The 18,235-nt window shown below is 51.6% G+C and carries 24 protein-coding genes; 22 read left to right on the top strand and 2 right to left on the bottom strand.

The genetic code is table 11. The annotated features are described in order from the left end of the window. The 19 genes from H5P27_RS01950 to H5P27_RS01855 all read left to right on the top strand — a co-directional run. The coding region (locus H5P27_RS01950) for a DUF6334 family protein (RefSeq protein ID WP_221774569.1) at positions 1 to 408 on the top strand (408 nt) is incomplete at its 5' end. A gap of 39 nt (positions 409 to 447) precedes the next feature. Continuing rightward, complete coding sequence (locus tag H5P27_RS01945; protein ID WP_185658693.1) at positions 448 to 720, top strand: hypothetical protein; 273 nt, start codon at positions 448 to 450, stop codon at positions 718 to 720. Between the two features lie 160 nt (positions 721 to 880). Then, positions 881 to 1,399 carry a hypothetical protein gene (locus H5P27_RS01940; RefSeq protein ID WP_185658692.1) on the top strand — a complete coding sequence of 173 codons (519 nt, stop codon included), beginning with the start codon at positions 881 to 883 and terminating at the stop codon, positions 1,397 to 1,399. A 34-nt stretch (positions 1,400 to 1,433) separates the two neighbouring features. After that, positions 1,434 to 1,973 (top strand): hypothetical protein, encoded by a 540-nt coding sequence (locus H5P27_RS01935; RefSeq protein ID WP_185658691.1) that lies wholly within the window; start codon positions 1,434 to 1,436, stop codon positions 1,971 to 1,973. A 100-nt stretch (positions 1,974 to 2,073) separates the two neighbouring features. Continuing rightward, positions 2,074 to 2,226, top strand: coding sequence for a hypothetical protein (locus tag H5P27_RS01930; RefSeq protein WP_185658690.1), 153 nt, complete (start codon positions 2,074 to 2,076; stop codon positions 2,224 to 2,226). Between the two features lie 255 nt (positions 2,227 to 2,481). Continuing rightward, a complete protein-coding gene (locus H5P27_RS01925; protein ID WP_185658689.1) occupies positions 2,482 to 2,793 on the top strand; it encodes a hypothetical protein in 312 nt (103 codons plus the stop codon). 177 nt (positions 2,794 to 2,970) lie between these two features. Next, positions 2,971 to 3,339, top strand: coding sequence for a hypothetical protein (locus H5P27_RS01915; protein WP_185658688.1), 369 nt, complete (start codon positions 2,971 to 2,973; stop codon positions 3,337 to 3,339). A 92-nt stretch (positions 3,340 to 3,431) separates the two neighbouring features. Beyond that, positions 3,432 to 3,677 carry a DUF2164 domain-containing protein gene (locus H5P27_RS01910; RefSeq protein ID WP_185658687.1) on the top strand — a complete coding sequence of 82 codons (246 nt, stop codon included), beginning with the start codon at positions 3,432 to 3,434 and terminating at the stop codon, positions 3,675 to 3,677. Between the two features lie 129 nt (positions 3,678 to 3,806). Then, a complete protein-coding gene (locus tag H5P27_RS01905; protein ID WP_185658686.1) occupies positions 3,807 to 4,250 on the top strand; it encodes a hypothetical protein in 444 nt (147 codons plus the stop codon). Positions 4,251 to 4,285: 35 nt separating this feature from the next. Beyond that, positions 4,286 to 4,915: a LysE family translocator gene (locus tag H5P27_RS01900; protein ID WP_185658685.1), complete on the top strand. Its 630-nt coding sequence runs from the start codon at positions 4,286 to 4,288 to the stop codon at positions 4,913 to 4,915. Positions 4,916 to 4,975: 60 nt separating this feature from the next. Continuing rightward, complete coding sequence (locus H5P27_RS01895) at positions 4,976 to 5,326, top strand: hypothetical protein (protein WP_185658684.1); 351 nt, start codon at positions 4,976 to 4,978, stop codon at positions 5,324 to 5,326. 145 nt (positions 5,327 to 5,471) lie between these two features. Then, positions 5,472 to 5,921, top strand: a complete 450-nt coding sequence (locus tag H5P27_RS01890) for a GNAT family N-acetyltransferase (protein WP_185658683.1) — start codon at positions 5,472 to 5,474, stop codon at positions 5,919 to 5,921. A gap of 347 nt (positions 5,922 to 6,268) precedes the next feature. Beyond that, entirely contained in the window at positions 6,269 to 6,499 is a 231-nt protein-coding gene (locus H5P27_RS01885) for a hypothetical protein (protein WP_185658682.1), read from the top strand. Beyond that, a complete protein-coding gene (locus H5P27_RS01880; protein WP_185658681.1) occupies positions 6,490 to 7,581 on the top strand; it encodes a hypothetical protein in 1,092 nt (363 codons plus the stop codon). The genes H5P27_RS01885 and H5P27_RS01880 overlap by 10 nt, the downstream gene beginning before the upstream one ends. A gap of 12 nt (positions 7,582 to 7,593) precedes the next feature. Further along, positions 7,594 to 8,793, top strand: a complete 1,200-nt coding sequence (locus H5P27_RS01875; RefSeq protein ID WP_185658680.1) for a redoxin domain-containing protein — start codon at positions 7,594 to 7,596, stop codon at positions 8,791 to 8,793. A 197-nt stretch (positions 8,794 to 8,990) separates the two neighbouring features. Next, a complete protein-coding gene (locus tag H5P27_RS01870) occupies positions 8,991 to 9,392 on the top strand; it encodes a VOC family protein (protein WP_185658679.1) in 402 nt (133 codons plus the stop codon). A gap of 40 nt (positions 9,393 to 9,432) precedes the next feature. Further along, a complete protein-coding gene (locus H5P27_RS01865) occupies positions 9,433 to 9,825 on the top strand; it encodes a VOC family protein (RefSeq protein ID WP_185658678.1) in 393 nt (130 codons plus the stop codon). A 104-nt stretch (positions 9,826 to 9,929) separates the two neighbouring features. Continuing rightward, the gene (locus tag H5P27_RS01860) at positions 9,930 to 10,223 is read left to right on the top strand and encodes a hypothetical protein (protein ID WP_185658677.1); all 294 of its coding nucleotides are present in this window, start codon (positions 9,930 to 9,932) and stop codon (positions 10,221 to 10,223) included. A gap of 46 nt (positions 10,224 to 10,269) precedes the next feature. After that, positions 10,270 to 10,605: a DUF2834 domain-containing protein gene (locus tag H5P27_RS01855; RefSeq protein ID WP_185658676.1), complete on the top strand. Its 336-nt coding sequence runs from the start codon at positions 10,270 to 10,272 to the stop codon at positions 10,603 to 10,605. Positions 10,606 to 10,683: 78 nt separating this feature from the next. Here H5P27_RS01855 and H5P27_RS01850 read toward each other — a convergent pair whose 3' ends face one another. Beyond that, complete coding sequence (locus tag H5P27_RS01850) at positions 10,684 to 11,088, bottom strand: helix-turn-helix domain-containing protein (protein ID WP_185658675.1); 405 nt, start codon at positions 11,086 to 11,088, stop codon at positions 10,684 to 10,686. A gap of 291 nt (positions 11,089 to 11,379) precedes the next feature. Here H5P27_RS01850 and H5P27_RS01845 point away from each other — a divergent pair, with 291 nt between their 5' ends. Beyond that, positions 11,380 to 13,038, top strand: coding sequence for a carboxylesterase/lipase family protein (locus H5P27_RS01845; RefSeq protein WP_221774568.1), 1,659 nt, complete (start codon positions 11,380 to 11,382; stop codon positions 13,036 to 13,038). Positions 13,039 to 13,069: 31 nt separating this feature from the next. Here H5P27_RS01845 and H5P27_RS01840 read toward each other — a convergent pair whose 3' ends face one another. Continuing rightward, positions 13,070 to 14,470 carry an arylsulfatase gene (locus tag H5P27_RS01840; RefSeq protein ID WP_185658674.1) on the bottom strand — a complete coding sequence of 467 codons (1,401 nt, stop codon included), beginning with the start codon at positions 14,468 to 14,470 and terminating at the stop codon, positions 13,070 to 13,072. Positions 14,471 to 14,733: 263 nt separating this feature from the next. Between H5P27_RS01840 and H5P27_RS20015 the strand changes: the two genes are divergently transcribed. Beyond that, positions 14,734 to 17,346 carry a peptidase MA family metallohydrolase gene (locus tag H5P27_RS20015; RefSeq protein ID WP_185658673.1) on the top strand — a complete coding sequence of 871 codons (2,613 nt, stop codon included), beginning with the start codon at positions 14,734 to 14,736 and terminating at the stop codon, positions 17,344 to 17,346. 100 nt (positions 17,347 to 17,446) lie between these two features. Then, positions 17,447 to 18,190 carry a DUF4159 domain-containing protein gene (locus H5P27_RS01830; RefSeq protein WP_185658708.1) on the top strand — a complete coding sequence of 248 codons (744 nt, stop codon included), beginning with the start codon at positions 17,447 to 17,449 and terminating at the stop codon, positions 18,188 to 18,190. The last annotated feature ends 45 nt before the right edge of the window (positions 18,191 to 18,235 follow it).

Below are 18,235 nucleotides of genomic sequence, written 5' to 3'. Positions count from 1 at the left end.
GTTCACCAGAAAATGAATACTCCGGAATTCAAGACTATCGAAGCGATCTATGGAATCCCATGCGAAGAGATGCCTACTCGTTTTGAGCGTGCGGTCCTAGTGACTCAAGAGGCGGAGTTTCTCATCAGTTGCGAACCTGAGTTTGACGAGATAGTAATCACAAAAGAAGAAAGAAAGGAACGAACAGAACCACCCATTCTAGCAGGTTGCTTTCGCGTGACTTGGAGTTGGATACTCACGAATCAGCAGGGCTACACTGATGGACTAAGAATTGAAATGAAATCAGAAGAAGATGAAACCTACTGCTATGAGTTCATCTCGATCGCTTCAGGAATCGAAATTCACAAGTCCGAAAAAGTTAGGGTGAACCAGTCAGCCCATACAACTCCAGCCAGCGCTCCGCGCTGACTTCCGCGTATGGCTTTCACGTTAGGCAGAAAATAGAAAATGACCATTGGAGCATTTCCCAAAGACTATCCTTCGATTGTGGACACAGCACCACAGCAGTTTGGGATCTTCTATTGGCCATTCGATGCAAGGCCCGCGGAGCAACACTGTGCTACGATTACCAAAAAGAAAGATTCGTTTATCTACGAATACCGACCACACGAGGGCGATCCAGAAACAAAGGAATACGAAAGAAAAGAAGATCTGGTTGACCGAATGAAAGACGACAACCGTAGATTAAACGATTCAGGAAAATGCGTGATAGAATTCTAACTACGAGAATGGAAGAAAAGAAGAATAGGCCTAACCAGGCGGTCGATACAACTCGGGCCAAGCGCCCGAGTTGCGGTCGCAGCAAGGACGTATCGTTCCCTACTCTTTCTCCACGTTCAATCTAGGCCCTCGCGTATCACCTTCACGTTCACCAAATAAAATGAAACTCTGGATACAGGCCTTGGCTCTCGTCACACTTTGCGGATGCAAAAGCGAGCTAGCATCTATTCATCCAAATCCTCCTTTTGAAATACCAGAGCTAATTCCGGTTGGAGGCATTCCAGATAGCTACGAATGGAAGTTCAAAGATGGGCCCGATTTCTACACCTACCTAGCTGAGAAAGGCGAAACTGGAGTTAGCATCTATTTCGGAACCCATCCCCACTTCGAAGAAAAGAATAGAAAAAAGAAAGATTCGACTACTTTGCTTTCGACACGAATCGACTGGCTTGAGTCTGATCTCGATTCACACTCAGTAATATGGGAAGCATTGGTTCCCTACCGTCATTCACCGCATTTTACAGAGCTAAAGCTCCACTTATGGATTTGGGGATCCAGCGAAGAACAGGTTCGGGACTTAGCGATTGGCTTAGAGAACATGTCGTTCGACCAAACAACCTACGAAAAAAGAAGGGTGAACCAGACGGACCATACAACTCCGGTCAGCGCTCCGCGCTGATCCTCGCGTATGTCCTCCACGTTCGCAAAACAAAATGATCCCCAGAACCCTGATACTCTTCCTATTAGTCACGTCGGCTGTTAAGGCGACTGAGCAACAAAAAGAACTCATCAACTACTGCGGACGCCTATTCTACATTTTCATCGAAACTCCCTACGACAGCTACGAAGAGAAGAAATCGTTTGAATCCAGATCAACAGCCCTCTGGAGAGGTTACGTTGGCGAGTGGTTGATCGAAGATCGCAAGCTCTACATGCGAGACGTTCACCTCGTTGAAGCAGATCTGGAAGACTTCTTTGAGCAAGGCCAAAAAATAGACCCCAAAAATGGAGTTTTCGCATCTTGGTACTCAGGCACCCTTACCTTGTGCTACGGTGAATACTACTTCGAGGACGAAGAAGGAGGCAGAGTAGCACTCAGCAATGATTTTGAGATTACGATCGAGAACGGCACCGTGACTGAAGTCAAAAAGCTCCAGCCATTTCAACGCGTCGAATGGTTTCTCGAAGGAAGAGACAAAATTGAAAAGATCGTCTTCCCTGAAGAGAAACTAGCATACGCAAAGTCCATCTAATAATCATGAAAAAGAAAGATGCGAACAAGTCGTCGCAGACAACTCCGGCCATCGCTCCGCGATGACCTACGTGTCTGGACTCAGCGTTCGACGAAAATAGATGAAATACAACTTTCCAACGGAAGACGTAGTGAAAGGGATGCCAGTAACGATGGAGGCCTTCATCGCACTTCTGATCTTTGCGCTACCGATCATCGCTGTTGGATTCACGATCTATCATTTCGCTACGAGAAAAAAGCGAAGAGAAGAATAGATAGCACGTGAAGAATGGACGAAGAAATATGGATCTCCTGCATTGAGGAAGAACTAGAACCTTCACTGAAAAGAACTGATCCTGCACTGAAACATGGATACGGAAGAAAGAATGAAAATTAGGTCGAACAAGTCGCTCGATACAACTCGGGCCAAGCGCCCCGAGTTGTGGACGCAGCAAGGACGAATCGCCCCAATTACTTTCTCAACGGGCCTGTAGGCCCTCGCGTATCAGCTCAGCGTTCGACGAAAATAGATGAATTGGGAACTCACAGTTAAGATCGCCATCTGGACCATCCTTGGCCTGATGCTGTCGTTTCCCTTCGCGATGATCGCTTTCACCAAAAGAGCTGACCGCCTAGGTAAGGAAGAAGGAAAAAAGATCGTTGAAGGACTTGGCTATGAGTACATTCGACACCAGCCTGCGAAATCTCACTTTGGCGTGCACTTCCGAGCGAATGGAAAGAAGTACTATGCGAAGTACCTCTACGGTCCATTGAGAGGAAGCCTCTCATGGAAAGGAAAGTCACCACAGGAGCTCGTTGAAGCCGACGTAAAGAAAGATTAATCCTGCACTGAAATATGGATACGAAAGAGGAAAAAAAAATTAGGTCGAACAAGACAGTCGATGCAATGCCGACAAACGCCCGCCTCTTTCGCTTCGACCCTATCAAAATCAACGACTTCAGACTTGGAAGCATATCCGAAGTCGGCATCGCATCACTTTGACGTTCGAAGAATTAAAATGAAAACTACAATTGCATCCATTTTCACGCTACTTGCAACCACGTCGCTTTTCTCCTCAGAGAACGATTACGTTCAAGTAGTCGGAACGGTCTCAGAGATATCTGAACCAGCATTCTCGCAACCGAAGATCGAACACGGTTGCGTTTGGTTCGGCAAGGAGAAGCTAGAACGAAAAACAGTATGGATCAATATCCAAGAACCAGAAGAGTACAGAGGATTGAAGCATGTTCTTGCAAGCGAAGCGGACCAGTTGGTCGAAGGACAAACCATCACGTTCTCAGTTTTGAAGTCCGAACTGGATGATAAAGAAAAGTGGCCAGACCTTGAGCTGCCTGATTCAATGACGAAGGTCATGGAACTTAGATAAAAAGAAGTTCGAATCAGGCAGCCCATACAACTCCGGCCAATCGCTCCGCGACTGACATCTGCGAATGGCCTCGACCTTCGACCAAAATTCATATGGCAATAGAACCGACAAAAGAACAACTCCCTGAGCTTATATCCTCTATTCAAAGCTACTTCCGCGAAGAGTGGGACCAAGAGGTTAGCGAGTTAAAGGCACGCCTGCTGCTAGATTATGTAATGAAAGAAATTGCACCGGTCGCCTACAACAAAGGAATCCGAGACGCAGAGTCATACTTCCGGCAGAAGATAGAAGATCTCCCAGGCTCTTGTCACGAAGATGAGCTCTCCTACTGGACATGAAAAATAGGTCGCATAAATCGCTGGATACAACTCGGACCAAGCGCCCGAGTTGTGGACTCAGCAAGGACGTATTTCAAACCCCACGACTTCGCAATGGTTCAGCATGAGTCTTCGTGTGTGAGAAAGAATATGAAAAGCCAACTCCTACCACTCATTGCGATTTTAGCTAGCCTCTTCGGCTTACAGTATTCCAACGCTGCGGAAGTTACGGACTTTGTGAAATCCGCGTTTTATTCGATAGACGGTATTTCGCATGATGTCGGCCTAACATCGGAAAGGACTGGCCGAAGTACTCTACGCTACGAATCAAATTATGGATACTCCGAGGGAAAGATCACGACCACCGCGAAGAGACATTTCCACTCCCTGTTCCTGAAGAATTTGGAGGAAGAGATTGAAGAAAAAGAGTGGATTCTATCCAACCCAGTTTCTTCACCAGAGGATACATTGGAGACTGAAACATTCCTAATCTCCGCTAAGAGGGGAAATGAGAACCTTGACTTGTTTGTCACCGTATTCTTTCCCATGGACCAGACAGTAAGAGTCAGCTACACGGAAGTGATCAAAGATTGAGACCTAAGCAGACGGACTTCAAATAGGACAAACACATGGAACTATCAAACCTAAGCCTCTTCGCTTTGGCAGCGCTCATAATGGTTTTAACGCCTGGTCCGAATATGGTCTACCTGATCTCTAGATCTTTGTGCCAAGGACCGAAAGCGGGACTCGTCTCGCTCGTTGGAGTCGTAATGGGATTTGTGTTACACATGTTAATGGCCGCATTTGGCATATCGGCATTTTTTCTGGCTGTGCCGATAGCCTACGACGCGCTACGTTTTGCGGGTGCTGGCTATTTGCTTTGGCTCGCTTGGCAAGCCATCCGACCGGGATCCAAGGGGGCTTTCGAAGTGAAAGATCTTAAGGCGGACAGTTCTTTCAGGCTGGTTTGGATGGGCTTCCTTACAAATGCCTTAAATCCAAAAATAGCTATATTTTATATATCCATTTTCACCCAATTCCTCGATCCGGAAAACGCTTCAGTCTTTGCTCAAAGCATTACGCTAGGTATCGTCCAAATCAGCATCAGCGCCGCCGTAAATGCGACTATCGTTTTTTCCGCAGCGTTGGTCTACTCCTTCTTCAACCGAAAACCCACTTGGACAAAAATACAGAAGTGGGTAATGGCGTCTTCATTAAGCGGATTGGCTCTAAAGCTGGCCGTAGAAGAAAGGAAGTAGAACTGGGCAGCTCAGACGAGTCTGGCCATTGCTCCGCCAGTTAGCATTGAACCATCGTAAATGATGAATCTGGAAACCATATTAAGCCTCGACTCAGCGATTCGATACGCTGCCACTAATCTGAACGGAAAGGTTAGCGCGAAGTCGAAAGACAGTAGTCCAAATCAGAGCTCGGGGGAAACCGACAAGTACGAGGAGTTACTGGTTAATCCAACCATTCTTGATCTGACTCAAAGGAGAGGTGACCTAGATTGCGGCGGGCTAGACTATCTACTCGTTGCTTATGGCAACTTCTATCAGTTCGTCCAAAAGCTCAAAGACGGCCATATATCGGTCTGCATCTCGAAAGACGCGGATCCTATTCCGGTTGCGAATAAGGTCAGAATTTGGCTGCACCAAAACCGCTCTTGATCCAGCGGCTTGGGGTTGGAACAATCTTAGGGCGGGGCAAGAGCAACGGCGCGTTTGCCTTTGATTTGCTCGGCATACGCAAGGAATCTCTCGGGGGCTTAGATCCTCGCGTTTTTCCTCAGCCTTCGGCAAAAGGATGCCCTAAATGGATTTCCAAGAGATAACGGTTGGCTCTGATGCGTATCGGCAGGAATGCGAACTCCGGCAGGATGTTTTGCGGCGGCCTTTAGGTCTTAACCTTTACGACGAGGATTTAAGCGAAGAGCTTGACCATAGGCATTTCGGAATTTTTGAATCCGACAAATTGGTCGCCTGCATCGTGGCGATTCCCGAGCACGAGAATCAAGCGAAGCTGAGGCAGATGGCAGTGGCTCCTAACACCCAGGGATGCGGCTACGGTCGCAAGCTCGTTAACTTAGTCGAAGACGTATTAGCCAAGGAGGGTTGCTTATCGCTATCGTTGCATGCTCGAGAGTCTGCGATAGGATTTTACGCAAAACTAGGCTATCAAATCGTAGGCGATGTATTCAATTCGGTCGGCATTCCCCATCGGCTTATGGTTAAGAAATTAGAACCACCAACCGGCTCTAGCTGACGCCACACACATTTGGCTTCCACATCATTAAAGAGGTATTCAGGTGAATTACGCTAAATGCTCATTTGCTTAATAGTTTTCAGCGAGATTGGTTTTTGGGTAATTCTCGGCAGTGGGCCCCTAGTTCGCTATTTACTCAAATTGAGGAGACTCAGCAGCCCTATTGCACGCGCCCTTGCTTGATCTCGTTCTTCTTACCGCGACGACATTCGATCTTGGTCTCGGATAAACAGCAGAATCTGCACACTTTCTAGCAAGCATTCCCTTTTCCAAGGGTCCACATCAACAGTTACGCGAAAACCGGGATTAGCCGGGAATAAATCCCTCGCACGGCGGCTCTAGTCGTCATGCGCGACCGTTTTCTTAAATTCGCAGCCGCTCTCACTCTCGGCACGATACCCCTGCTCGCTGGCTGCACCAGCGTACCGGCCTACGAGCAGCAGCATGTTTCCAAAACTGGCATGCTGTTTTCCGACAGCCTGATCGGAAACAATGCTCCTAGCCTTACAGCTCAAACCGAGCCTGGCACGCAAACCTCGGGAGGCGCCCAAGGTTCGGGTTGTTCCGCATGTCGTTGATTCGCTACACAAGCTGCCTTCTTGCCGTTACCGCGGCCGAGTTCGGGTATGGACAAGGGATTCTGGAGGCCTCCTTCGAGCGTCTGGACAACGACCTGTTCGAGATCAGGCTCGCAAGCGCTCAAGCGACTCAGTCGATCAGCGATTGGACAGTACAAACGTCTATCTCCCGCAGCGAATTCGACTTGGATTTCATTCCTGCGGAGTTCGACTTTCTCGGCGAGCCAACTCCCATCGATGAGACTACACACAGTCTGGGATTCAAAGTGTCAAAAGAGTTAGGAGAGCAAAGAGTGATCGAACTCTCCACCGCGTACCGGGACGGGTTTCCCAATTATCGTTCGGTTTGGCTAGACACTTATTTCGATCAACATTTTTCGCCTCTAGAAGGGGTAACGGGTCACGAGCTATACGAGAACTTTAAGGCAAGCGCCGCGAGCCTAGGGGCTGGTATGCGTTGGGAGTACTTGCCTGCTTCGGCCTTCCTAAGCGTCTACCTCACCCGTATCAAAGACGAGGTATCTCCAGGCTACGAAATCGATTTCGACGGCATCACGCGCGGGCAAACGTCATTGATTACAAACGCCCTAAGCCTTTCCACTGAAAACGTAGTTACGAAACGTATACGATCTCTGCTCAGCGTCTCAGCCGTCGACACTTCGGAACGCGAAATCCGCTACTCCGGCGAGCTAGCAGTTAACGTTTCCCTCAATGAAGCAATGGTGTGGAGAAATCGAATAGGAGCAACGAGGGAAGGATCGAGCTTCGACGCCAATTTCTACGAAACCACAGTCGAGCTTCAGCTAAATAGGGCCCTAGCTGTATACGCCACCGGCCGAAGCTACCAGGATTCTGGCGAGATCGAAAACGCTCTCCTCTTCACCACTGCCGCTCCTGAACTGACCAGCGATTCGGTCGGCATAGGGCTCAGGTTAGAAACCGAAAGCTGGCAAGCGAAGCTGTTCCTCAGCTCAACCGAATCCGACTACGCGGAGGGGAATCCCGACCTCGATTTTTTCCAAAACCTCTACCGCGATTCTGACTGGACCCTCCTACAACTTTCGATCGGAAATCGATTTTAAGCGTTCCTCCAAATGACTTCGTTTCTCAAAGCCTGTATCCTACTAGTATCTTTATTTTCGATACAGTTTTTTGCATCTTCCGCGTCAGCCCAAGAACGCTACCGAGTGGGAGATGTGGTAGAGAACTTTACTTTAGTCGACCGAGCCACCGGGCAAAACGTCAGCCTGCACGACTTCGAGGGAAAAATCGTTTTCCTCGAATGGTTTGCCTACTGGTGCCCTTTTTGCCAAGCGGCAGCTGAGGATGTGGAGAAAGGAATCGTGCAATACTATCGTAACTCCGGCAACGTGAATGGAATTCCAGTCATGCATGTAGGCCTGAACCTACAGGCGGACGCGGAAACCTTGACGCAAAGTTTCATCGAGAAGTACTCCATGCAGCAGGTGCTAAATGACTTCGACCGAAAGGTCGCAAATCGCTTCCAAGCAAGCAATCAACCCATTTTTGCCATCATAAATGGCGTGGCTGCATCTCCCAGCCACGAACAATGGGAATTGCTCTACACGCGACTCGGCTATGGCGACCTCGATCAACCGATAGATACCTTTCGAGCTGCGATCGATTCCGTTCTCGCCCCCTCAGCCTCCTCCGCTCCGGAAATAACACAGGATCCTCTGAACCTGAGAGTCGCCACCGGTTCGCAAATCATCCTGTCGGTGGAAGCCAATGGTTCAGACCTCAGCTACGCCTGGGAGAGGGACGGACTCATCCTCGAGAGTCAGACCACCGAAAACCTAATCATCGCCCAAGCTCAACTCTCCGACGCGGGCTCCTACGCAGTTTCTGTGAGCAACTCGGGCGGTTCGACAAAAAGCGCTTCAGCACAAGTCTGCGTATCGTATTCCCTTTCTGATTACCTGCAGATGTCGGGCTTGCCGGGTGAGGACGCAGCTATCGGATCCGATCCAGATGGAGACGGCTTTTCGAACGTATTTGAATACTTAGGACAGAGCGATCCGGACGATCCATTATCCCGGCCAAATCTCTCTTTCTCGGTAAGCTCGACCAAAGACGGCCCGCTGTTCGATGTCTCTCTCGTTACACATCCCGATAGCATCGGCTATTCGGCTGTCTTGGAAACAAGTCCCCTACCCGACTTTTCCGAACGAGTCGAGCAATGGCAGCTATCCGCCTCGGGAAGCTTGCAAGAACTTTTCCCTACCGGGGACGCTCGCTCGATATTTGCCCGCATCGCAGTAAGCGAGAATTGAACGCAAACCGGCAGGCACGAGTCCTTGGGAGACGACCTAAGCTGCTCGTTCGTGGTTGCCACCGCTGAGAAGGTTTCGCAGAAACCAAGGCGATTCGCCTGTAAGGAATTTATCGATGAGCCTGAAGGTACCATGTACGGGAACCTAACAGAGGACGCTGTCCTGCCAGAATGCATACAAGACCTAGATAAAAAGGAATGAACCAACGACTCGCCCTCATCTCCCTCGTGGTAAGAGAATACGATGAAGCCCTCGCTTTCTACGTAGGTAAGCTGGGCTTCACACTGGAGGAAGATGTGTTCATCCCGGAGCAAAATAAACGATGGGTGGTAATCAAGCCTCCTGGAGAGGGAGAGTGCAGGTTACTGCTGGCGCGAGCGGACAACGAAGAACAGCGATCCCACATAGGCAACCAAACAGGCAGGAGAGTATTCCTGTTCCTCTATACAGATGACTTCGCTCGAGACTATGCAGCCTATAAATCCAACGGGGTCGAATTCGCGCGGGAGCCCAAAGAGGAACCCTACGGCACGGTGGCAGTCTTCAAAGATCTTTACGGGAACCAATGGGACCTTCTGCAGCCTAAGAGGAATAGCTAGTCTCGACAAGATATCGAGCATCGCGAAAGAGAGGAAAACGATGAAACGACTATTTGATCATATTGATCTACGAGTTCGAAGTATGGAGCAGGCAAGGCCCTTCTACGCAGCCTTCCTGCCCGCCATCGGCTTTTCCGAGTATTGCGAAACGCCTATCGGAATCGCCTTTGGAACAGCGAGCGAGCATCCGAAGCCAGAGTTCATCGGGATAATCGAAGACTCCCAGCACAACTCCAATGCCACTCGCATTGCCTTCTGGATGGATTCAAAGGAAGAGCTCGATCAGGTAGCCCTAGTCGTCGCTTCAGCGGGAGCTCAAAACATCGAAGGCCCCCTTTTTTGCCCGGAGTATTCACCCACTTACTACGCTATGTTTTTCGAGGATCCTTGCGGAAATCGCCTCGAACTCTGCAGCCGCTTTGTTAATGGATAGAGACTAACTCGGGTCAAAAGTTAAGGGACACCATTATAACAAACCGAACGGACCAACTCGTTTTCGAACCCGCAGAAGAAATGCACAAAAGAAGAGAAACCCAAATGAAAAGAAAAACGATCATCCCCCTCGGCCTTTTGGCGATCACCTCTATCTTTCTCCTTCCCCAAAGCGAGAGCCAGACTACAAACCTTTCACTAGGCAGCCCCAGTCTCTCCGAGCTGGAGCAGCGACTGATAGCCCTTGAAGAAAAAGTAACAAAGCTCGAATCTGAAAACGAATCATTGCAGTCAGTTATCTCCGAGCTCGCATCTTCCTTGCCCTCACCATCTAACGCATGGAGCAAAAGAGAATTCAACGGAGAGACATTCTACGTAACTCCCGCCCTCTCTGAGTAAGCTTGAGGTTTGCAGTGACCTAATCAGTCCGTTAGCGAACTACCGAATGAAACGGCTGTACCTGAGTTTTTGCCTATTGGGGACCATCCTTCCGCTGATACCTTTCCTCACTTGGCTTCGCGAAAATGGATTCGCTCTTAACCTGTTTCTGTCCGAGATAGCGGCATCTCGAATCAGTCAATTCGCTTGGCTGGATGTTGTTGTTTCGGCGGCAGCCCTCTTCTCATTCGCGCTACATGAAAGGCGCAAACACTCGCTCAAATACGCTTGGATTCCGATAATTGCGACTTTGAGTGTCGGGGTCTCCCTCGGGCTTCCTTTGTTGCTTCTGATGCTAGAAATCCAAAGAAACCCGCGGCCTGCTGAACAAACTTCCGCCTGACTTTAGATGATAAAAGAATGCTCCCATTATTCCGAATGAAGGGAGCATTCGCAACCTTTGCTGAGGAATTAAACAAAATTAGCCGGCCTGCTGATCCTTGCCGACCGAGGCCAAAGCGACTTTTTTGATGTCTTGAAGCGGTGGAGCTCCAAACAGTCGGCTGTACTCTCGGCTAAATTGGGACGGGCTTTCGTATCCAACTTGAAACGACGCCGTCGCCGCATCCACTCCCTCGACCAACATCAGACGTCGTGCCTCGTTGAGACGTAGCCGCTTCTGATACTGCAGAGGACTCAGAGCGGTTAGCGACTTGAAATGCTGGTGTAGGGTTGAAGCGCTCATGCCAACGCGGGATGCGAGATCCTCCACGCTGAGCTTTTCGGTAACGTTATCCCGTATCCATTTTATGGCTGACGAAATCTGACGGGTATGGCTGCCAGCCGATCCGATTTGCCGGATGCGAGGCCCCGGCTTGGTCTGCATGAGTCATATCGCCATCCAAGAGGCCGAAAATGGCACCGCAGTGGATTGGCTGGAACCCGTGAGCGACGAAAGCTACAACGGCTAAACCGAATAGCCTTTCGCCTTTCAAATGCCCCGCCGGCCTCCTTCGAGAGCCGGCGTTTTTCGTATGGAAGCATGATACAAACAGGTCTCAGCCGGCAGATTCCGTAGCATCCGGTAAGATTGAAATTGGACACGCGGCGACCAGCACAGTAACTCTTTAATCACCCCCTTCAAAACATTCGTCCTCACCTCGGAGATTACCAGTAAATGAAACCCATGCCATTGCCTGCCAAGCGGTGCCTCGCCGCCCTAGCCTTCTGCCTAATGCTCAATCATAACGCTTCCTCCCTTTCCGCGAACGACTCTTCCGCCCCGAGAGCGACCACGCCCCTTGGCATTTTGGAAGGCCTGCATGATTCTGAATCCAATTTGGATCTCTACCTCGGAGTCCCCTTCGCCCAACCGCCCGTCGGAGCCCTGAGATGGAAAGCTCCCCAACCCATGCAGAAGTGGGACGACATCCGCGAAGCGAAGAAATTCGGACCCCGTCCGGTGCAAGCTCCCGTCTTCGGCGACATGTCCTTCCGCTCGGAGATCATGAGCGAAGATTGCCTCTACCTTAACATTTGGGCACCCTCCGAAGCGAGTGAGGAGCTTTATCCGGTCCTCCTCTACTTTTACGGAGGCGGGGCAGTCGCGGGAGGAAGCTCCGAACGTCGCTACGATGGGGCGAGCATGGCAAAGCAAGGAATCGTATCCATCACATGCAACTACCGGCTCAACCTATTCGGTTACCTCTCACATCCGGAGCTAAGCGAGGAAGCCCCCTACCATTCCTCCGGCAACTACGGGTATCTTGACCAAAACGCCGCTCTCAAGTGGGTAAGGGACAACATCGAAGCCTTCGGAGGCGATCCAAGCCGCATAACTATCGCGGGCGAATCAGCAGGATCCATATCCGTGAGCGCTCAAATGGCATCTCCCCTCTCTCGTGATATGATCGCTGGAGCCATCGGGCAAAGCGGGGCCGCTATTCCTCCCACCATGGCTCCCATTCCCTTATCGGAAGCGGAGCAAGTGGGAGTCGAATTCTTCGAGTCGGCTGGTATCGAAAATCTCGATGCAGCTCGCTCCATGGATACTGACAGCATCTTCGACGCCTATGTGAATTCGCAACGCTTTGGGTTTCCAGGAGTGATCGACGGCTACTTTTTGCCCGATTCGCTGATCAATATCTACTCGAGCGGCGAGCAAGCCCAAGTCCCACTTATGCTCGGTTGGACCTCAGCCGAAATTCCAGGCATGGCCTTCATGCAGGGAGCTCCTTACACGACGGAGGCATTCATCGAAAAAGTTCATCAAACCTATCCAGAAGACGCAGAGCAGGTCCTAGCCTTGTATCCCCATGCCGACGCCCAGGAAGTAGAGCGATCCGCTACTGACCTAGCCGCAGATCGTTTCATCGTTTATTCAACTTGGAAGTGGTTCGATCTCCAGAGAAAGCACTCCGAAGCGCCAGTCTATCGCTATCGTTTCGACAAAGTTCGCCCTCCCCTTAAAGATACCTCTCTGGTCTCTGGACTGGCGGGTGGAACTGTTAAAAAGAGCGATGCAGCCCCGCCGCCACCTCCTCCGTTTGGGGCATCTCACGCTTCGGAAATCGAATACGTCTTAGGCAATCTGTACCTAACCGACGAATACGACTGGAAAGAAATCGACCAACAGGTTTCCGATCAGGCCATAGGATACTTTGCCCGCTTCGTGAAAACGGGCGATCCCAATGGCTCAGGGGCAGCCAATTGGCCTTCTGCCTCGGCCGAAGACCCAACTCCTGCGGTTATGCATCTCGATGTAGAACCTCAAGCGGTAGAGGCACCCAACGACAAGCGATTCCAATTCATGGACGACTATTTCCAGAGGAAATAGCTTGCGTAGGCAAACGATCCGAAAGCGAAGTTCACAAGTCCAGCGACCAGGCTGCGTTGGGCTCGTGTTGCTCTGTCATTAGCTTTTCGATACGTTCCACGATATCAGGATAGTCAGCGGAACGATCGCGAAACTCCCCCGGGTCCGCATCCAAATCGAAAAGCCGCATGGCCTCTTCGCCCACCACACGAATCCCTTTCCAGCGCCCCTCGAGCAAAACCGCTTGCGACTTAGGAGCCCCGTAAAACTCCCAGTACAAAAACGCGTGACTCGGGAACGTTTTTTGTCCGCTCAATACGGGTAATAGACTGAGCCCATCGGTTTCGACTTCGTCCCGCTTTGTCAGCTCAACGATAGTCGGCATGAAGTCCCCAAAAAAGGAAACATGATCCGAAACGCTACCTCCTTCGACGACCTTAGGCCAACGGATGATAAGGGGTACCTTTACGCCACCGTCCGTTAGGTCGCGTTTGATTCCATTAAGCGGCCCATTGGCGTCGAAGAACTCGGGGTTGTATCCAAATCCGCCTTCGTTGTGCGGGCCATTGTCGCTGGTGAAAACGACGATCGTGTCGTCAGCCAAATCCAGCTCCTCCAAAAGATCCATCAACTCTCCCACGCCACGATCGATTCGGTCGTTCATCCAAGCATGTCCTTTGTGAAAATCAGGCCATTCTTTGTTGGCGAAGGCACCGTAGGTCGGCACTTCCATGCCATCCCCTAACTCGTCCGATGACTCGTTGTTGGCATGCGGGATCGTCAGGGCGAGGTAGAGGAAAAAGGGCTCGTCCCGCGATTCTCGGATAATCGACTCTGCCTCCTCAAAAAAGAGGTTGTTGGCATAGACTTCCTTGTTCTCCGAATAGCCAACCCCGTCGATCTCACCCACCTTGACAAGATCGTTTGGCAGCTCCTCCTTCACGCCGTCTCGAATCAGAAAGCTTGGGAAATGATTGTGGGCATGCGTCTGATTCACAAAGCCATAGTAGGAATCAAAGCCTTGCTTGTTCGGAGCGCCGGAGGAGTCCACCGCGCCTAATCCCCATTTTCCGACCAAAGCAGTTCGATAGCCTGCCTCCTTCATCACCTCGGCGATGGTAAGATCCTCGTCACGTAAGGTTTGGCCCAACGCAGCTCGCTCCCGGTCGTTCCCTCGCACTTGGGTGTGTCCGGTGTGTAGTCCTGTCATTAGTACACTGCGAGACGGAGCGCAGACCGTGGAACCCGCGTAGAAGCGCGTGAACCGCATTCCTTCATCCGCCAATTGATCGAGCCTCGGGGTCTGAAGAGTCCTTTGCCCATAGGAGCCGAGCTCTCCATAGCCCATGTCATCGACCAAGATAAACAGGACATTTGGCAAGGGTTTCTTCTCGGCTGAAAGAAGCGGGACCGAACAAAACAAGAGGACAACGAACAAGGTGTATCGGGACATAATCGAATGGGGGGTTAAACTAGCATCTTAAGCGCAATTCTCATTCCATCGAATCTAAAACGGGAGGAGTCTCACAACCCATTGACTCACAGGGGCTAATAAACTTGATTCGCGAGGACGCATCCGGTCGCTCCTAGCAAATGTAGGGAGCTCACCAAATTTGCAGAAACCCACTCATAGATATCGCGTCGAAAGTGCTATTCTCCCACAATCGCCTTACCGCTTAGGTCGTTAGCTTCCTAGACGCCCAACGCCCGCCTGCCGTGTCACCATCAGCCTGCCTAAGCCGAACTTGCTACCAGATCTTGATTGCCGTAGCGGCGTTTGCTCTGCTGGGCCAAAACAGGGGTGATGCCGTGGACATCAACGACGGGCCACCGGTTCTGGAAAAGGCTTGGAAGCTCTACAACACTGGCGCTTACGAGGAAGCCGTCTCTTACTCCGCGGCCGGCCGCGAACTCGATCCATGGATATCGGGCTGGATCGTTATCGAAGCCCAGTCTCTGTTGGCCCTAGGTCGCTATGAAGAGGCTTACGAGGAGCTCGACCGCTACGTCGAGGATCACCGATACGCCTTGCTCCCGAGATTTCTCCTTCGTCAGGCAGCCCTCTACAGCGCCCGCTACAACGAAGCTCGTCTGCAATACGAGGCTTTGGGCTATCTCATAAACGAACGGTCCCGGCGGTATGGCTACGATCCTGACAATGTGGTGGTGATCGGCCGCATCGCCGAACTTTACAAGCTCGAGCCTAAGATCGTTTTGGACAATTTCTACCGGCGGGCCATGGACTTCGATCCGCCTCCGGTTTCAGCCTACTTGGCTGCCGGCAACCTAGCCCTTAACAAGAGTGACTACAAGCTTGCCTCCCAAACCTTCCAGAAGGGACTGGAGCTATTCCCCGAAAATCCGGACTTGTGGTTCGGCCTCGCCCATTCCTTCCGCGAAGGCGACCCGGGCAGGTTAGCCGAATACGCTAACAAAGCCCTATCCCTGAATCCTCGCCACGGGCCGACTCTCCGCCTACTGGCCGAGAATCAAATTGCAGGAGAGGACTACCTGTCTGCGACTGTTCTCTTGGACAAAGCTTTGCGGACCAATCCCCGCGATCCGGATACTTTGGCCCTCAAGGCGAGTATCGCCTACATCCAAAATGATGCCGAAACAGGCGACGAACTTCGGCGCGAGGCTCTGAGCTCTTGGACCATCAACCCTTCCGTCGACTTCCGCATCGGATACCAGTTGTCTCGCAAATACCGGTTCGCCGATGCGGCAAGATACCAACGTAAAGCCCTTGGCTTCGACGAGTCCTTCTCCCCTGCTCGCATCCAACTCGCTCAAGACCTCCTCCGCCTAGCTCGCAACGAAGAAGCATGGCGTCACGCAGATCGCGTGTATCGAGACGACCCATACAATGTTGCCGCCTTCAATCTCGTAACGCTGGAAGAGCGCTTGGCCGAGTTCAGCACCATCGAATCCGAGCACTTTCTGCTGCGTATGACTCCACAGGAAGCAGAGGTCTATGGACCTCGGGCTATCAAGCTACTGGAGAAAGCGCACACCGAACTTTCGCAAAGCTACGGCATCGAGCTTCCGGTCAAAACCACCGTAGAGATTTATCCCAACCCGGCAGACTTCGAGACGCGTACCTTCGGCATGCCGGGCACTCCTGGATTCCTAGGCGTCTGCTTCGGCCCCGTCTTCACCATCAATAGCCCCGCCAGCCGCAGCGCCAATTGGGAGGCAGTCCTCTATCACGAATTTTGCCATACCATTACGCTCACCATGAGCCAAAATCGAATGCCTCGTTGGCTGTCGGAAGGAATCTCCGTGTACGAAGAGCAGCTTTTCAATCCAGCCTGGGGACAGCGAATGAGCGCCGACTACCGCGACCGCATTTTGAGCGAGCAAATGCAACCAGTCAGCTCAATGAGCTCCGCCTTCCTCCGAGCCGAGGACGGACAGGATATTCAGTTCGCCTACTTTCAATCCTATCTCGTAGTCGATTTTTTGGTACAAAATTACGGAAAACCAGCTCTGCGCGAATTGCTGCAAGACTTGGGCAAAGGAGAAGAAACCAATGCAGCTATCGCCAAGCGCTTCGCCCCTTTGCCGGAACTGGATCTTGCCTTCGCAGAATTCGCAAAAGCAGAAGCGAGCAAGCTGGCGGGCGAATTCCGTTTCCAAACTCAACAATCACCACTCGCCACCGCTATACAGATCACGGGCCCGAAAACGGATTACAGTTCGGCCTTGCAGGAGGGATGGAGACTGCTCGAGGAGGAAGACTGGGAAAACGCAGCCGAGCGACTTCAAGATTTAATCGAGAAAGCGGGCTATCTGACAGGATCGGAGAATGCCCACTGGCCGCTGGCGGTTGCGTACCGGAAGCTTGGCGAGCGAGAGAGCGAAATCGCCACGCTCGAGGCGATCACTCGTCATGAAGGAAGCCAGCTAAAGCCCTTGGTTCGCCTCCTCGAATTGTCTCAAGAAGAGCAGGACGCGGCAGCCAGCCTGAAGTGGGCAAATCAGTGGATCGCCATAAACCCGATGGCCGAAACGCCATGGAGAGCGTTGCTCGAAGCAGCCAGCGATATTGAGCAGGACAACTACTCCGCCGAAGCCGCTCGTTCATTGATCGCTCTTGATCCCCCAGACTCTCCTGCTCTCCATTATCAACTGGCGGAGATTCTGCAAGATTCCGACCCGACTCAAGCGAAGCGCCATGTGCTGATGGCCCTGCAAGATGCTCCTCGTTTTCAGAAGGCATACCACCTGCTGAACGAGTTACAGGCCGCTGCACCTGCTCCCCCAGAACCTTCGGACAACAGACCTAAGATAGACGCCCTAGACATTGATATCGACTTCCTGCAATAGGCTCGCGCGAAGAATAGCTTCGTATCCAATCCGCCACTTCAAACAATTGGCGGCTCTGGGAACGCTTTGCCTGCTCAGTCCGACCGATGGCCAAGCCCAAATGAGCGACCGGGCCGGTGTGCCGGAGTGGGAAGTCCCTGCTCGCTTCAAGCACGACGTTTTCACCTTCGCTCGCGTCCAATATGATTCCTTTCGTGGCAGAGGCTGGGGTGGCCGCGGGCGTTGGGCCATCGACTATCCGGACGCGGAGCTTAATTTCGCGTACCGGCTGCAGCAAATGACTTCGCTCAAGGTCAATCCGGACTCCGCTGTTGTGCGGCTCGACGAGGACAATTTGGCCGATTACCCATTTCTCTACATGGTGGAGCCGGGGTCCCTTAGCTTCCGTGAAACAGAAGTGCGCGCCCTGCGAGATTATCTTCTGAATGGCGGTTTCCTCATGGTAGACGATTTCTGGGGTGACGCAGAATGGGAAAACCTCGAGTACGAGCTCCGTCGCGTTTTTCCGGATCGAGAGTTTCACGAGCTTGAGCTAGAACATCCGATTTTCCACATCGTCTTTGACCTGCAGGAAAAGCCTCAAGTACCGAGTGTCGGCCACGCCCGCCACTACGAGGGCACTGATATCACATGGGAGACAGACAAAGGCCCAAGCGCCGAGTTCGTGCACTACCGAGCCATCTACGACGACCAAGGGCGCATGTGCGTGATCATCTGCCATAATACTGATTTGGGAGACGGTTGGGAACGCGAGGGCGAAAGCGAATGGTACTTCCGGGAGTTCTCCGAAAAACGCGCTTACCCCATGGGAATCAACATCATCGTCTACGCCATGACCCACTAGACCAAAATCTGTTTTAAATTTCTATTTAACGCCACCGAATCCGCT

Origin of the sequence: Pelagicoccus albus (assembly GCF_014230145.1) — a bacterium.
Classification (GTDB): Bacteria; Verrucomicrobiota; Verrucomicrobiia; order Opitutales; family Opitutaceae; genus Pelagicoccus; species Pelagicoccus albus.
This window is presented reverse-complemented; position numbering and strand designations above follow the sequence as displayed.

What these genes read in the sequence shown, in the direction of transcription:
- H5P27_RS01930 (WP_185658690.1), top strand. Translation starts at nt 2,074, where the DNA reads ATGAAATACAACTTTCCAACGGAAGACGTAGTGAAAGGGATGCCAGTA.
- H5P27_RS01840 (WP_185658674.1), bottom strand. Translation starts at nt 14,470, where the DNA reads ATGTCCCGATACACCTTGTTCGTTGTCCTCTTGTTTTGTTCGGTCCCG.
- H5P27_RS01895 (WP_185658684.1), top strand. Translation starts at nt 4,976, where the DNA reads ATGATGAATCTGGAAACCATATTAAGCCTCGACTCAGCGATTCGATAC.
- H5P27_RS01935 (WP_185658691.1), top strand. Translation starts at nt 1,434, where the DNA reads ATGATCCCCAGAACCCTGATACTCTTCCTATTAGTCACGTCGGCTGTT.
- H5P27_RS01915 (WP_185658688.1), top strand. Translation starts at nt 2,971, where the DNA reads ATGAAAACTACAATTGCATCCATTTTCACGCTACTTGCAACCACGTCG.
- H5P27_RS01945 (WP_185658693.1), top strand. Translation starts at nt 448, where the DNA reads ATGACCATTGGAGCATTTCCCAAAGACTATCCTTCGATTGTGGACACA.
- H5P27_RS01885 (WP_185658682.1), top strand. Translation starts at nt 6,269, where the DNA reads ATGCGCGACCGTTTTCTTAAATTCGCAGCCGCTCTCACTCTCGGCACG.
- H5P27_RS01890 (WP_185658683.1), top strand. Translation starts at nt 5,472, where the DNA reads ATGGATTTCCAAGAGATAACGGTTGGCTCTGATGCGTATCGGCAGGAA.
- H5P27_RS01910 (WP_185658687.1), top strand. Translation starts at nt 3,432, where the DNA reads ATGGCAATAGAACCGACAAAAGAACAACTCCCTGAGCTTATATCCTCT.
- H5P27_RS01875 (WP_185658680.1), top strand. Translation starts at nt 7,594, where the DNA reads ATGACTTCGTTTCTCAAAGCCTGTATCCTACTAGTATCTTTATTTTCG.
- H5P27_RS01830 (WP_185658708.1), top strand. Translation starts at nt 17,447, where the DNA reads ATGAGCGACCGGGCCGGTGTGCCGGAGTGGGAAGTCCCTGCTCGCTTC.
- H5P27_RS01870 (WP_185658679.1), top strand. Translation starts at nt 8,991, where the DNA reads ATGAACCAACGACTCGCCCTCATCTCCCTCGTGGTAAGAGAATACGAT.
- H5P27_RS01905 (WP_185658686.1), top strand. Translation starts at nt 3,807, where the DNA reads ATGAAAAGCCAACTCCTACCACTCATTGCGATTTTAGCTAGCCTCTTC.
- H5P27_RS01860 (WP_185658677.1), top strand. Translation starts at nt 9,930, where the DNA reads ATGAAAAGAAAAACGATCATCCCCCTCGGCCTTTTGGCGATCACCTCT.
- H5P27_RS01850 (WP_185658675.1), bottom strand. Translation starts at nt 11,088, where the DNA reads ATGCAGACCAAGCCGGGGCCTCGCATCCGGCAAATCGGATCGGCTGGC.
- H5P27_RS01880 (WP_185658681.1), top strand. Translation starts at nt 6,490, where the DNA reads ATGTCGTTGATTCGCTACACAAGCTGCCTTCTTGCCGTTACCGCGGCC.
- H5P27_RS01900 (WP_185658685.1), top strand. Translation starts at nt 4,286, where the DNA reads ATGGAACTATCAAACCTAAGCCTCTTCGCTTTGGCAGCGCTCATAATG.
- H5P27_RS01940 (WP_185658692.1), top strand. Translation starts at nt 881, where the DNA reads ATGAAACTCTGGATACAGGCCTTGGCTCTCGTCACACTTTGCGGATGC.
- H5P27_RS01845 (WP_221774568.1), top strand. Translation starts at nt 11,380, where the DNA reads ATGAAACCCATGCCATTGCCTGCCAAGCGGTGCCTCGCCGCCCTAGCC.
- H5P27_RS01925 (WP_185658689.1), top strand. Translation starts at nt 2,482, where the DNA reads ATGAATTGGGAACTCACAGTTAAGATCGCCATCTGGACCATCCTTGGC.
- H5P27_RS01855 (WP_185658676.1), top strand. Translation starts at nt 10,270, where the DNA reads ATGAAACGGCTGTACCTGAGTTTTTGCCTATTGGGGACCATCCTTCCG.
- H5P27_RS01865 (WP_185658678.1), top strand. Translation starts at nt 9,433, where the DNA reads ATGAAACGACTATTTGATCATATTGATCTACGAGTTCGAAGTATGGAG.